Origin of the sequence: Salinibaculum sp. SYNS191 (assembly GCF_037338445.1) — an archaeon.
In the GTDB taxonomy this organism is placed as follows: domain Archaea; phylum Halobacteriota; class Halobacteria; order Halobacteriales; family Haloarculaceae; genus Salinibaculum; species Salinibaculum marinum.
The window spans coordinates 2,989,079-3,003,872 of sequence record NZ_CP147838.1 but is presented as its reverse complement, the minus strand read 5'-3'; the positions used below and the strand labels follow the sequence as shown (position 1 = coordinate 3,003,872).

Annotated in this window: 10 protein-coding genes; 7 read left to right on the top strand and 3 right to left on the bottom strand. The window is 57.2% G+C overall.

Features of this window, described 5'->3' with window-relative positions:
- Positions 1-44: 44 nt before the first annotated feature.
- The 3 genes from WDJ57_RS15790 to WDJ57_RS15780 all read right to left on the bottom strand — a co-directional run bounded on the left by WDJ57_RS15790 (position 45) and on the right by WDJ57_RS15780 (position 3,774).
- On the bottom strand, positions 45-2,492 hold the full coding sequence (locus WDJ57_RS15790) for a PAS domain-containing protein (protein ID WP_338901827.1): 2,448 nt from the start codon (positions 2,490-2,492) through the stop codon (positions 45-47).
- Between the two features lie 144 nt (positions 2,493-2,636).
- On the bottom strand, positions 2,637-3,410 hold the full coding sequence (locus WDJ57_RS15785) for a DICT sensory domain-containing protein (protein WP_338901826.1): 774 nt from the start codon (positions 3,408-3,410) through the stop codon (positions 2,637-2,639).
- Between the two features lie 88 nt (positions 3,411-3,498).
- The gene (locus tag WDJ57_RS15780; protein ID WP_338901825.1) at positions 3,499-3,774 is read right to left on the bottom strand and encodes a hypothetical protein; all 276 of its coding nucleotides are present in this window, start codon (positions 3,772-3,774) and stop codon (positions 3,499-3,501) included.
- A gap of 125 nt (positions 3,775-3,899) precedes the next feature.
- Between WDJ57_RS15780 and WDJ57_RS15775 the strand changes: the two genes are divergently transcribed.
- From WDJ57_RS15775 to WDJ57_RS15745, 7 genes are all read left to right on the top strand, one after another.
- Positions 3,900-4,715, top strand: a complete 816-nt coding sequence (locus WDJ57_RS15775; protein ID WP_338901824.1) for an IS5 family transposase — start codon at positions 3,900-3,902, stop codon at positions 4,713-4,715.
- Positions 4,716-5,036: 321 nt separating this feature from the next.
- Positions 5,037-7,259 carry a methyl-accepting chemotaxis protein gene (locus WDJ57_RS15770; protein WP_338901822.1) on the top strand — a complete coding sequence of 741 codons (2,223 nt, stop codon included), beginning with the start codon at positions 5,037-5,039 and terminating at the stop codon, positions 7,257-7,259.
- Between the two features lie 4 nt (positions 7,260-7,263).
- Positions 7,264-7,689 carry a chemotaxis protein CheW gene (locus WDJ57_RS15765; protein WP_338901821.1) on the top strand — a complete coding sequence of 142 codons (426 nt, stop codon included), beginning with the start codon at positions 7,264-7,266 and terminating at the stop codon, positions 7,687-7,689.
- A complete protein-coding gene (locus tag WDJ57_RS15760; RefSeq protein ID WP_338901819.1) occupies positions 7,686-9,524 on the top strand; it encodes a PAS domain S-box protein in 1,839 nt (612 codons plus the stop codon). Before WDJ57_RS15765 ends, WDJ57_RS15760 begins: the two co-directional genes overlap by 4 nt.
- Positions 9,525-9,588: 64 nt before the next feature.
- Positions 9,589-11,106: an ATPase domain-containing protein gene (locus WDJ57_RS15755; protein ID WP_338901817.1), complete on the top strand. Its 1,518-nt coding sequence runs from the start codon at positions 9,589-9,591 to the stop codon at positions 11,104-11,106.
- Positions 11,103-13,322, top strand: coding sequence for a PAS domain S-box protein (locus WDJ57_RS15750; protein ID WP_338901816.1), 2,220 nt, complete (start codon positions 11,103-11,105; stop codon positions 13,320-13,322). Before WDJ57_RS15755 ends, WDJ57_RS15750 begins: the two co-directional genes overlap by 4 nt.
- Positions 13,323-13,326: 4 nt before the next feature.
- Complete coding sequence (locus tag WDJ57_RS15745) at positions 13,327-14,748, top strand: PAS domain S-box protein (RefSeq protein ID WP_338901815.1); 1,422 nt, start codon at positions 13,327-13,329, stop codon at positions 14,746-14,748.
- The last annotated feature ends 46 nt before the right edge of the window (positions 14,749-14,794 follow it).

The window sequence follows — 14,794 nt, the reverse complement described above, 5'->3', positions numbered from 1 at the left end:
GGGTTTTAAATTGTCTGCTGGTAAAATATACTTTCAGAAGATTATTACTGCTGTAGTCGGTCAAACAGTCGCTCAAAAAGTGTTTGTTGTGCCTTTCGCAAATGATAGGAGACTGTCGATTGAGTGAGCGAGAGAGCCTCGGCAATCTCAGTTGCCGTACTTTGTCGCGGTGACTGGAAGTAACCACTGTACATCGCCGCTCGCAGGACTTGTTGCTGACGATCAGTGAGTTCGGTTTCGAAGATGTCTCCAAGCGCCCGACCAACGGCGTGTGCATTCGATTTCGCAGAGGGAGTGTATTCACGTTTTGAGACCAACGTTGTTTCTGGGAACGAATCCTGCACACGTGTCACAAGCGAACTAATATCGTGGCCAAGCGGCACTTCGCAGACGACTTCGGCCCGGCCGTCAGTTACCGTATCCGTCGTGACGACTGCACCCTCTGTAAGGAGTGTCTGTGCCAAGGACCGTCGGTGCAGTCCAATTTCGACTTCTCCGCCAGGCGGATCCTCGGTGTGACTGATCTGTCGCAACTGGGCGGCCCACTCCGCGTTCTCCGCGATATCACTGAGAGCGTCCAACGAAGCATCCTGCACGGACGCATAGTGGACCAGCATCTCATCCGAGGCTGGAATCGTCTCCATGATGTCGATCGTACAACCGAGTTCTTCGGAAGCCGAGACAAAAAACGACGCCGAGTCAGTGCTCTCGAACGTGAGCTCGGCCACTCTGTCAGTATGGAGCATGCGCTCTGTCGCAAGTGAGTGAAGAACCTGGCCAATCCGATCACCGAGTGTCGCCAGGAGTGTCTGCTCACGGTCTCCGAACGCCGCTCCGCGGTCTGTATACAGAACGAGCAGACCATAGACGCGACCTCTATGCTCAAGAGGCACGATAGCTCCACCCTGGAATCCCTGGTCCAGTGTGTATGCTCGCCACCGCTCGAACCGTGAGTCGGGTTGGTTCCTCCTGACGACCTGTATCTCGCCTGTTTCAACAGCGACCTCTGCCGGCCCGATCTCTGTCCGCGATTGTATCGGGAGGGAGACTGAGTCCTTGGCAGCGACACCCTTCGAGCACTCCCTCATATTTGATTGGGTCAGAGCCGTACCTGGGGTGTGCTCACTAATCCGTGCGTACTGGTATTCCCGCGTTTCCGTCAGTAACTCGCAGATGGCCTGTTCGGTCTCCTCGCTCGCGGTTGCGCTGTTGAGAACCTCGTCGACTGGATGGAACGTCTCGATGAGTTGTTCGAGACGTTTGGGAACGGTGATATCTTCAAGCGCAATGATGATTTGCTCGAGCGATCCGTTCTGACTCTTGACCGGAGCGACGTTGCTCGATAGCCACCGTTCAGAGCCGTCTGGGAGTGTAATCCCATGGGTGAAGCCTTGGATGGTCTCGCCAGTTCTGCAGACACGCGTGACAGGATGGTCTTTTTGCGGAATCGGATTGCCCGCCTCGTCCCAGATATCCCAGTCTGGGTGGTCGTACCCCTTTCGATCCATTTTGTATCTGGACAGGCCAAGTAACGCTTCTGCACGGGAGTTTGCGCGAGTAATCTCTCCCTCAGCGTTCAGCAGGACGATTCCAATGGGGGTCGTTTCCAGAACGTGATCCAGTTCTCGTTCGGCTACCTTCGAGTCGGTGATATCGGTGAATACGATGATGACGCCCTCGTCACCCGGATGGATTCTGGCTTCGACCCACTGCTCTTTTTCAGCGTTATATTGCTCGAATGACGTCAGAGACTGCGTTTCGAGAGCGGTCTGGATTCTGTCTTCGGCGATAGTGTCTGCTACCTCGGGAAAAACGTCCCAGACGTACTCATCACGTAGTTCCTCGCTGTCTTTTCCGAGAAGCTCTTCAGCCTGTTGGTTCACGTACGTGTATCTGAGGTCGCTGTCGAGTACGGCAACGCCATCAGACAAGCGTTTCAGACTGTCAATCTCCCACCGGTCGACTTCTGATTTGATGAGTGAGACGAGTGCCTCGACCAGTTCTCGCTCGGTTCCGGTCCACGCCCGCCGGCCCGTACCGGGGTGCTGGTCCGTACAGACGACTGTCATCGAGACAGATGTTCCGATGCGTGTGCGAGTCTTCGCTGCCAGAGAGTCAGTAGTCGGATGGAAACCGTCCGTTTCGAACGCGTCGTCTCCCACCCGAATCTTGGCCTCAATTGTTTCAGACCGCCGGAACCACTGTGGGAGTTCAGAGACGTACGTCTGGATACTGTCGTCAACACCGTCAGGCAGGCCGACAAAGAGTTCACTCGCCCGTTTGAGTGCGTTGAGCGCATTCGTCCGCTCTTGGAGTTTTCTCTCAGCCGTCGCTCCTAATTCGGAGTACTCCTCTGTTATGTCAGCCCGTTCTGGCGTGCGCTCTTCAGCCTCGAAAATGTCGCGCCATGCGACAGAATCGGCTTCGACAGATTCGGCGTGATTCGACTGGTTGCCTTCCTCATCTCTCTCCCACCGATTCTGCTCGTCCATTCTACGCTAAATTCTTTCACCCATCTATAAATAACACCTTGCTGATTTCAAATTTGTAGAACATACACCTCGCTTTTATAAATGTGTGTTCGCCAGGGTTCTCTGAAGATATCCGATTTCGGTACGAAGTATTGGGTAGAAAGGTCACATGCCAGACATCGCGTCGTCGGTTGAGGAGTCGTAGGTCTGCGTAAGATGACCGAGGATGTGATCGACAAGTTCCGGATCGTACGTCCAAATCCCGTAGAATGCGTTCCCGTCACGTTCATGGGCGAGTAAGGCAGTCTTCTGAGTCTCGTTGCCACCGTCGAAGACGACGAACCACGTTTCGGCGATCTCATCAGTCGAGACGGTATGAACGTGACCAGAACCGAGATTCGGTGGGGTGACATCGGGGACGGCGTAGGCGTGCACGGAGACACCTTGACGAGCGAGGTCGGTGTAGACAGATTGCTGTTCTGCCATGATTGAAGACCGCTGGAACCCCGCATGAATCGAACCCTGGCCGACCCGACGGGCACGGTCCTCGATTTCTCGGGACGCGTACGCCAACTGTTCCGTATCGTAGGACGTGAAGGTGGTTTCCTTGAGATGACGGAGGATCTCCTCGTATTTTCCGTCGGCAATGCCGAGGTGGCCGACCCCTGTGGGAACGTTTTCGAGTAACTCCCGCAGGGTCGCGACGTTGACAACGGCGAGCACTTCGGTATCGTTGCTAAGGACTGCGACGTCTTCGGGGGCTCCCGACGCCGTTCGTCCGACAGTGATCCGTACGTTCAGTGTCTCGAAATACGCCCTGAGGTCTTCATCTATCGCGTCAGTCGGGTCGATGTTGAACAGACGAAGTTCCTTCTCGTGGTGTCTGATATACTCGATACAATCTCGCAGATCCATCGACGCACCTGAATATGAACTCATTCAGTACTCCTCCTTCGTTTCTATCTCGGGCGTCTGCTGCTGTCTGGCGTCGCTGTCTGTGCGTTCCTGTTTCCGCTGGAAGCACCCGTTACAGCAGGTCTGCTGGATCAAGGGTTCCAATAGCCCCCTCTCGAAGTTGCTCGTTCGAGAGCGTGTCGGTCACGAACTCCGGCATGTCTTCCGGAAGGTCACCTAGAATCGATACCCCGTCAGGGCCAGTCGCGGTGACACTGTCTCGCCCGCCGGCTGTTGCGGAGCGTTCGCCAGACAGACGCGTTACCGACCCCGCGACTTCGGGAATCATCACCGCCCGTTCCTCGTTCGCAGCAGTCTCGTCGCGGCTATACTGCAACGAATCGGACATGGCCAATAGCTAAATTTGAATATGAATATAACTTGCCTCGTTTTGCGTCCGGTTGAGGAGGGTTTCAGGCGCTCTCTCGGAGATATTCCGACACATTCACCCTGAAATGGACGCCGTCTGGCGATATGGCATCGCTCAGACGGCTTGCCTGGATGTGTCGAAAGCTAGCCAAACAACACGTTGACGAGCCGGACGTACCCGCCGCGCCGGACGGCGCGGCCGGGTACGCCAAGTGGGTACAGATCGCGTTGATTCTGTTCCGTGTCGAACTAGAAAAGAGTCTCCGGGAGACCGAGGACTACCTCAACGAGATGTCTGATGTCCTCGCCGTGTTCGAACTTGACGAGGCACCGCACTACAGTTCGTTCTGCCGGTGGGAGCAAGAGTACCGAATGCGTGAACTGCGCCGCCTGCTCCGCGCGTCGGCGGAGCAGGCGGGCTGGAGTGGTGAAGCCGCGATCGATGCAAGTGGCTTCCAGCGCGATCAAACCAGCTACCACTACCGCGACCGAGCGAACTACTCGTTCCAGTCGATGAAGACAACGATCTTGATTGACGTGAACTCGCTGGCGATCAAGGACGTTCATTTCACGACACAGAAGGCGTGGGACGGCTACATCGGGATGCAGGTCTTCCGCCGGAACGCGGAAGACCTGCGTGTGTTGTCCGCTGACGCGAACTACTCGTGGAGTGACCTCCGCGAGAAGTGTCGCTCCGAGTCAACGCGACCGTTGATCAAACACAGGGAGCAGACACCGTTGCAGAAGGCTCACAACGCCCGGATGAACGAGGACTACAACCAGCGCTGGATGAGTGAAACGGGCTTCTCGCAATTGAAGGAAGACGACGGCGAGAAGCTGCGCTCCCGGAGCTGGCACGGCCAGTTCCGGGAGCTGACTCGGAAGTGCATCGTGCATAATCTGACGCAGGCGGCGAGTTAGGGGCTCGCCGCCTGCTCCCCTTCTCCGGACGTATTCGGGAGAGGCATCGCCGTCGTCATCAACACGATGGCCCTAGATACCATAGTTCTGACTCTTCAGCAAACGCTGGTAGAGTCGGCTACTTGATCTTCTGAGGTCGAAAAGTCGTCTCTAACACCCTGAGATTGTAGATCAGACACACCACCCCGACGCTGTCTTGCGTTCAACAAGGCATTCTGACTCCAGAACTGAACGAGGCCGATTCTTGTCGGTTCTCACTCATGATACTCATGCTGTTATCTAGAGCTATTAATTATGGAGATGGTCCAGAGAGGGTGACCCATGCTAGAAAAGGTGACGCTCGATCGGTTCGACTTGCGGCCGAAACTGATCTTAGCGTTCGTGCTCGTGGCGTTGCTGGTCGGTGTGACAGGATTGGTCGGATACCAGGCCGTCGGCGCTGTCGATGCCGAGGCCCACGTCATCTCTGAGGACGCCGATAAGATCGACGCGTCCATGGAGATGTTGGTTGCGGTCGAAGAACAACAGGTGGCAGTCCAAGCAGCTCTGCTCGGCGAGGACGGTGCCCGAGCCGACTTTGAGGAAGCCAATTCGAACTACGAAGAGTGGGCACAGAAGATAGAGGCGGGCGACCTGAGCGAGGAAGGAAACCAGGCCTTCGCCGATCTGGACTCTAGACATCAAGAGTACACGGCTGTTGCTCAGGAGGTGTTTGACGCAGCAGAGGCCGGTGAGATGGAGCGTGCCAGGCAGAAAATGGCAGAACTTGACCCGATACTGACCGACATGCGCGAGGATGCACATACGCTCGAAGAACTCGCTGCCGAGGATAAAGAAGCAGCAGTCACGTCGGCAGACAGCACCACATCCACTGTCCAGTGGTTGCTTCTTGGACTGACCGTCGGGGCGTTCGTCCTCGCGATCGCCATCGGCCTGTTCGTCGCTGGACGGCTCATCCCACCGATCACTCAGTTGGCGGAAACCGCACAGGCTGTCAGCGACGGCGACCTCGATAACGACCTCGACGACCACGTCGAAGACGACGAACTCGGCCGAATGATCGAGGCGTTCACCGAGATGCAGGCGAACCTCAGGGGTGTGTTCTCGCAGATCGGAACCGCCAGCCGTGGATTGCGACAGGGTGATCTGGGCTGGGAGTTCGAGTCTAGCTATCCCGGCCGGTACGGTGAGACTGTCGCCGATCTCGAAGCGGGTGCCGACGAACTAGCCGGGAGTTTCGAGGAGATTCGGGCTGTGAGTGACGACCTCCAGCAGGGAGTCATCGATCAGAATATCGACACCGACCGACCTGGGCAGTACGGCGAAGTGCTAACCGACCTCGCGACTGGGACCACCCAGTTGTCAGAGAGCTTCACACAGATCTCGACAGCGAGCCAAGGTCTCAAAGAGGGACGGCTCGATCAAGACATCGACACTGACTACCCGGGATCGTTCGGAACAGCATTGACTGATCTGGAGGACGGAATCGGACAGCTGAACGCCAGCGTCGAGCGCGTCCAGGCAATCGCAGACGACGTCGCAACCTCGAGTGAGGAAGTGGCGAGTAGCTCGGAGGAAATCGAACAGGCCAGCGAACAGGTTGCGGAATCAGTCGAAGAGATCTCCCGCGGTGCGGACACACAAAGCGAGAACCTCCAGGAAGTGGCCGACGAAATGAACGATATGTCGGCGACCGTCGAGGAGATCGCCTCCTCGGCCGAAGAAGTGGCTGCAACTGCCAGCACGGCCGTCGAGCGTGGCGAGACGGGCCGGCAGTACGCCTCAGAGGCGACCGAGGAGATTCAGTCGATCGAAGCCCGAGCCGACGAGGCAGCTACACAAGTAGAAAGGCTCGACGAGAAGATGGACCAGATCGGCGAAGTGGTCGGGATGATTACCGAAATTGCCGAACAGACGAACATGCTCGCGCTGAACGCCTCGATCGAGGCTGCCCGTGCCGGCGAAGCAGGTGAAGGATTCGGCGTCGTGGCAAACGAAATCAAATCGCTGGCAGAGGAGGCTGCCGAGGCGACTGCCGACATCGAACAGCGCATCGAAGAAGTCCAGGCGACGACGGAGGATACCGTCGAGGGGATGCAACAGATGAGCGACCGCGTCAAACGCGGGTCTGACACGATCGAGGACGCCATCGAGATGTTCGACGAGATCGCCAACACCGTTCAAGAGGCGGAAAGCGGCATCCGGGAAATCAGCGACGCCACCGACGACCAGGCGGCCTCGTCAGAGGAAGTGGTTTCCATGGTCGACGAGGTCTCCAGTGTCAGTCAGCAGACTGCGGCCGAGGCGAGCAACGTCTCTGCGGCGACAGAAGAACAGACCGCCTCCCTGTCCGAGGCCTCGGAGAACGTCCAGCAACTGTCCGGTCTCGCTGAAGAACTACACGACCAGGTGTCGGATTTCGACACTGGCTCAGGTACCGATTCGGCAGTCGAGGCGACAACGGGATCGTCGGCCGCAGCCGACGGCGGGCACTACACATCTGAGACTGCGGGTCGGAAGCCGGATCGAGATAGGGAGGTGTAAGCCGATGACTACCCACCAAGTCCTTGAGTTCACACTTGAGGAGGAGCAGTACTGTATCGACATCGAATACGTCACCGAGGTTGTGAGCCGCTCGAAAAACGATGTGACTCCGATCCCGGATTCGCCTCCTCACGTCGAAGGAGAGTTCGACCTCCGGGGTGAAACCACGAGAGTTATCGATCCGAGAGCCAGGCTCTTGCCAGATGGACACGAAGAAAACGGAGTCAGCAAGGACAGAATAATCGTATTCGATACGGAAAGAACGACGGGTGGGCGTTCCGGCTGGGCGGTAACGGACGTGCTACAGATTTTGACGATTGATCCTGAATCTGTCGAAGCAGTCGATGAGGAGAAGATAAACGGTATCCTCGCCCGGGAGGACGGACGAATCGTCTGGATAGAGCCGGAACTAATCTCGACTGAAACATGAGTGAGGCAAAAGCCCTGGCTGAGACAACAGAGATGATAGAGGTTCTTCACGTTGATGACGAATCCGGTTTCGCTGATCTCACTGCGACCTTCCTCGAGCGAGAGGACGAACAGTTCACTGTCGAGATAGCGACAACCGCTGACAACGGGTTAGAGAGACTAGGGAATCGCCGGCCAGATTGTATCGTCTCGGACTACAATATGCCAGGTATGAACGGGCTCGAATTCTTGCAGGCCGTGCGAGAGCGGTATCCCGACCTGCCGTTTATTTTATTTACTGGCAAGGGCAGCGAGGCTGTCGCTAGCGACGCCATCTCTGCAGGCGTCACCGACTATCTCCAGAAGGGCTCCGGCACCGAACGGTACGAACTCCTCGCCAACCGAATCCGCAATGCCGTCCGGGCACGACGCGAGGCACAGCGGGTCGACAGACAGGAACAACTGATGCGGCTGACGGAGTTTGCCGGCGACACCGGTGGGTGGGAACTGGACAGAGAGAGCGGGACTGTCTTGCTGACGGCTGGTGCCCGGCGAATTATCGGCCACCCTGACCAGGCCGAAATATCTCTCGAGGAAGCACTAACACTATTCCACCCGGATGACCGAGAGGAGATTCAGCAAACACTCACCAGAGCCTTCGAGACGGCCGAGGAACTCCAACAAACGTGGCGACTGCAGTCAGGGGACAGCGACGAGCGTCTGATAAACATGACGATCACTCCGGTCGTGGAATCCGGTGGGCAGGTAACGAAACTCCGCGGGTCTGGTCATGATATCACCGACCGCAAGGAGCGCCAGCGGGAACTCGAAAAGTACGAGACGGTCAGCGAGGCGCTGACCGACGCGGTGTACGAACTCGACGATGAGGGACGGTTCACCTACGTCAGCGACGAGTTCGTCGAGTTGGTTGGCTACGACCGCGAAACGATTCTCGGAAGCATGCCATCACTCATCAAGGATGAGGATGGCGTCGAACGGGCGGAACACCATTTGGGACGGTTGCTGTCGAGTGACGGCCCGGAGACGGTCACGTTCGAGGTGACACTGCAACCGCGCGATGGCGATCCAATCACCTGTGAAGACCACATGGGCGTCCTTCCATATGAAGGGGACCAGTTCAACGGGTCAGTCGGGACACTCCGGGATATCACAGAGCGCAAAGAGCGTTCACAGGAGCTCAAACGGCAAAACGCCCGTCTCGAAGACTTCGCAGGCATCGTCAGCCATGACCTTCGAAATCCACTCATGACTGCCCAGGGTCGCCTCGAACTGGCACGGGCTGAGTGTGACTCCGCACACCTCGATGGTGTGGGTGACGCCGTCGACCGGTGTCAGGCACTCGTGGAGGATCTGTTGGCCCTTGCCCGGAGTGGGGACTCAGTCGGAAATCCGGAACCGGTCACGCTGTCGGACCTGGCCGAGGAATGTTGGCAGACGACGCCGAGTGCTGAGGCAACGCTCGCTGTCGACACTGACCTGACGATATCGGCGGACCGGAGCCGCCTGCAGCAGCTACTCGAGAACCTGTTCAGAAATGCAGTCAAGCACGGAGGCCGCGACGTGACAGTGACGGTCAACGGGATAGCTGATGGGTTCTACGTCGCGGACGATGGAACAGGAATCCCTGATCAAGCGCGTGAAGAGATCTTCGAGGCGGGTCACTCAACCGCTGACGATGGCAATGGATTCGGCCTTGCGATCGTCAAGGAAATCGTGGAGGCACATGGTTGGGAAATCCGTGCGGTCGACAGCGAGATGGGCGGCGCCCGCTTCGAGATTACCGGCGTCGAACCCAACACTGAGCAAAAGCATGTTCCGGACACTCTTTCCGATTGAATCCCGTTATCTAGACCTCCGGCTTATGACCCTCCGGTGCCCTATCAGCAAAGCATAATATACCATGTCTGATTCCTCTCTTGACCCGCCGATCGAGGAAATCGAATTGATAACATCTGGGATCAGTGAATTGGACGAATTGCTCAATGGAGGATACGTCCGGGGTCGGACGTATCTGGTCCAGGGAGGGTCGGGGACGGGCAAGTCGCTTCTCGGTCAGCACTTCCTGCGAGCGGGCCTCAATGCCGGCGGGACGGTCGTTTACATCCACGGCGAAGAGTCACGCCAGGACATTCTCCTCAACGCAGCGTTACTGAGTATCGACATCCAGGACGCCGAGTTTCTCGACATCGGACCTGGGACGGACTTTTTCGCGGAGGACAAGTCTTACAATTTGATCGAGGCGACTGAGGTCCAGTCCGAGCGGTTCACCGCGGACATCAAGCACGTGATTGAGGAGGTCGATCCAGCCCGGATTCTCATTGACCCGATCACACAACTCCAGTACGTGGAACGGGACGAATATCAGTACCGCAAGCGACTCCAATCGCTCGTTCGGTTTCTCCGCGACCGACAGGTCACGACGGTCGCGACGAGAACAGCCACCAGGGACCGTGAAACCTCGACGACGTACGACGACATCGAATCGCTCAGCGACGGCATTATCGACCTGTATCTCGACGGGAATGAACGTCGGGTTGCGGTACCGAAACACCGGGGACTCGGACAGAAAGACGGAACCCACGGCCTCGAAATCCGCGCGGGCGGCATCGAAGTCTACCCGCAAATCGTCCCGGAACACGACAACAGAACGTTCGACCCGAAACTTATCGCAACCGGGTACGACGCCTTCGACGATCTCCTCGGGGGCGGAATCGAACGCGGAACCGTCTCGTTTATTAGTGGCCCAACCGGAGTCGGGAAATCGACGACCGGCGCACAGATACTCACGGGCGTCGTCGAAAACGGCGGCACAGCACTCGGATACGTGTTCGAAGAGTCCATCGACCAGTTCGTCCATCGATCGGAAAGTCTCGGCTTCCCGATCAGCGACATGCAAGAACGAGGCGCAGTACGGCTGACTGAAACCGAACCGCTCGTGCGGTCTGCCGAAGAGTTCGACCAACATATTTTGAACCAGGCTGACGAGCACGAACCCGACGCCGTATTCATCGACGGGCTCTCGGGCTACAAGATTTCGCTGCAAGGTGGCGATCAACGGCTGGTTCACCGCCTCCATGGCCTGACTCGGGTCCTCAAGAACCGCGGCATTGCAGTCATAATCACCGACGAAGCTGATCGGCTCACCGGTATCCCAGAAGGCACCAGTACGAACACGAGTTACATCGCGGACAACATCGTGTTTCTATCCTACGTGGAAGTCGACGGCGAAATGGACCGCGCCATCGGCGTAATAAAAAAACGACTCGGCGATTTCGACAGTCGATTCCACCGTTTCTCGATCCTGTCCGGCGAGGGACTGGTCATCGAGGAACCATTCGATAACGTCCAAGGAATCATGCAAGGGGCGCCGACGCGTCGCATACAGCACGAACAGCGCCGTACAACCGATCAGCCATGACCGACCAGTCGGCTGGCGAAGAAAACCGCCACACGATACAACTCCTGGTTCACGGCGATAGCGACCGGATGGCCCTTGCAGATATTCTCGACAGACGGTATGAAATCGTTGAGGATGACTCACTCCAGCCCGCCGATTGTTACCTCATCGACGAGCGGATGGTGCCAACATACCGAGAAGAGTTGCGGGCACGAAAACGCGAGGCCCATCCAACCTTCACGCCAGCACTGGTGCTTCAACGCGAGGGATCGAACGGAAGGGTTCCCCTCACATCCGAGCAGAACGGCAACGGTCCGCCGTTCATCGACGAAGTGGTGTCTGCACCGACGGACCGGACGACCCTGTTTCGTCGAGTCGACAACCTCCTGGCCCGGCGCGAGCAGTCGGTGGAGCTATCACAGCGCTACGAGGATCTGCAGACTCGATTCCAGCGGCTGTTCAATTCGACGAACGATGCGATATTCGTGGTCGCTCCCTCCGGTGACGAGATTACCGAGTGCAATCCGGCGGCGTCTGAGCTGGTGGGATATCCGCGCGATGAGCTACTCTCGATATCTCCGATAGAGACCATCCACGCCGACGACCGCGAGCGGTTTCAGTCCTTTCTCCAGGACGTGCAGGAAACCGGTCGGGGATCGACCGACGACCTCACATGTCGGACGAAGCACGGTGAAAACCGGCGGCTGGAGGTGTCGGCCGCGACGCTCGAGGACTCCAGACAGTCACCAATAATCATCTCTGCCCGGGATATTACCACACGGAAAGCGTATGAACGAGAGCTGGAACTGAAGTCCCGGGCGATGGACGAAGCGCCCATCGGGATCATCATCACTGACCCCGATCGAGCGGATGACCCGATGATCTACGTCAACAATGGGTTCCAGGAGGTGACGGGTTATTCTGAGGCGGAAGCACTCGGTCGCAATTGTCGGTTTCTCCAGGGAGAGGAGACCCGAGATGAACCCGTCGCTGCAATGCGGAAAGCGGTCGATGATGCCGAAGCAGTGTCGGTGGAACTCCGGAACTACCGAAAGGACACCAGCCAGTTCTGGAACCGTGTCAGTATCGCCCCTGTCAGAGACGACGCTGGTAACGTAACGAACTACATCGGCTTTCAAGAAGACATCACCGAGCGCAAAGAGCGCGAGATGGACTTACAACTGTTCAAAAAGGCTGTCGAGAATGCGGGGCATGCGGTCTTCATTACTGACAGGGAGGGAACCATCGAATACGTGAATCCGGTATTCGAAGCCCGATCCGGCTATACTCGTAAGGAAGCCGTCGGTCGAACGCCTCGCATTCTCAAGTCGGGCAAACAGGACGAGGAGTTCTACGAACGGATGTGGCAGACGATCCTGTCAGGCGAGCAGTGGGATGCAAATCTCATCAATCAGCGCAAAAACGGGGAGTTGTATCACGTCGAGCAGACCATCTCGCCAATAGCGAACGACTCAGGAGAGATTACGCACTTCGTCACGATCGAATCCGACGTGACGAACCGTCGGCTGCGCAAACAGCAACTCGACGTTCTCAACCGCGTCTTGCGCCACAACCTCAAGAACGGAATGAACGTTATTCAGAGTCGGGCCGAACTACTCCGCGACTCACTGGGCGATGACGAATCGCAGGGAGACATACGAGCAATCGAAGAACGGGCGGACGCCCTCGCGATGCTGGGTGATAAAGCCGGAACCGTGCGCTCACTGTTCGAAAACGAAGTCTCAGCTGAGACTACCACCAACGTGACAGAGTTAGTTAACGAGGTGGGCGAGGCCTTTTCAGAAGAGTATCCGACCGCTTCACTCACTCTCACCGATCTCGAACCGCTCTACGCTCGAGCAGATCACCGGTTGAAGCTAGCTTTGAAAGAGCTACTGGATAACGCTGTCGTCCACAACGATAAACCGGTTCCCGAGGTGACAGTCACCATCAGACCATCGAGTGAACGGCGGTCCGAAGATTGGCTCGACATCGAGATTACGGATAACGGGCCGGGGATTCCAGATCAGGAACTGGAAACGATCAAACGGGGCGAGGAAACACCGCTCCAACACGGGACTGGACTCGGCCTCTGGATCGTCTACTGGGCTGTCTCACTGTTCGGCGGCGAAGTCACATTTGTGGATACGGAAGGGCCTGGAACAGGCATCGTATTGAGTTTACCCCGGATGTCCGCCGACTCAGCTGGTCAGGAAACAGCCGTCGAACAGCACTAAACCAATGGAAGACACTGATACTTCCGAGACGCCGACGCAAAGTCAGGGCGATCGATATCAGACGATCGTCGAAGAGTCGAACGACATCGCCACGATCATCGACACTGAGGGAACGATAACCTATGTGAGCCCTGCCGTCACACGAGTACTCGGCTACGATCCGGACGAGTTAGTCGGTCACACCGGATACGAATTCGTCCATCGCGACGACCGGGAGCGAAATGCTAACGCAGTTGAAGCCGTTTTGACGAACCCGGACGAATCCCAGACCGTCGAAGTCCGATTTCGACACGCCGACGGCTCGTGGTGCTGGATCGAGGCGACCATGCGGAACCGACTCGACGACGACGTAATCGGTGGCATCCTTCTCAATAGTCGAGATGTCACCCGGCGCAAAGAGCGCGAGCGCGAACTCCGTGAACTCGCTGGGGAGTACGAGGCTCTTCTGAACAATGCGGAGGACGCGGTTTTCTTAGTAGATGTCGACGCTCCAGACGACGACATCACGTTCCAGTTCGACCGTCTGAGTCCGGCATACGAGCGACAAACCGGAATCACGACCGAAGAGGTACGGGGTGAGACGCCACGCGACGTGTTTGGTGAAGAACAGGGGGCAGAATTAGAGGCGAACTATCACCGCTGCGTCAAGGCTCGTGAACCCATTTCCTATCAGGAGGAACTACGAGTTGACGAGGGGGCACGGATCTGGCAGACGAACCTTGCGCCGGTACTCACTGACGGCGAAGTAACCCGTCTCGTGGGAATCACCCGGAACGTCACCGACCGCGTCGAACGAGAGCAACAGCTTCGTCTCCAGAACGAGCGTCTTGACGAATTTGCGAGTGTCATCTCCCATGACCTGCGTAACCCTCTCAATGTCGCACAGGCTCGCACAACGCTTCTCGAAGAGACGGTAGAGAGCGAACACCTTGACCCCCTCGTGAACGCACTCGACCGGATGGAAGAGATTGTCACGGACACGCTGACGCTTGCTCGCCAGGGCGACACGATTGGCGAAGCCAAGAATATCAATCTAACAGATATCGTCGGGAAATGCTGGGCAACGGTAGATGCAGACGAGGCGACGATCGAGATAGCTGATGAGATGACCTTCGAAGGCGACCCCGAACGGTTACAGCACGTGTTCGAGAACCTCTTCCGAAATGCTGTCAAACACGGTGGTACGGACGTCACCGTCCGTGTCGGATCTATCGATGAGGACACCATCTACGTCGAAGACGATGGTGCTGGGATTCCCACAGGCCAGCGAGACGACATCTTCAAACCGGGTCATTCCTCAACACATGAGGGGACTGGTTTCGGGCTGACCATCGTAAAACGGATCGTGGAAGCCCACGGCTGGGTGGTGTCCGTGACAGACGGACGCGATGGCGGGGCACGGTTTGAGATCGTATTGTCTCAGTGAACTACCGCACCGTACTCACCGAACTTCAACGCAAGTAAGCGTGCGT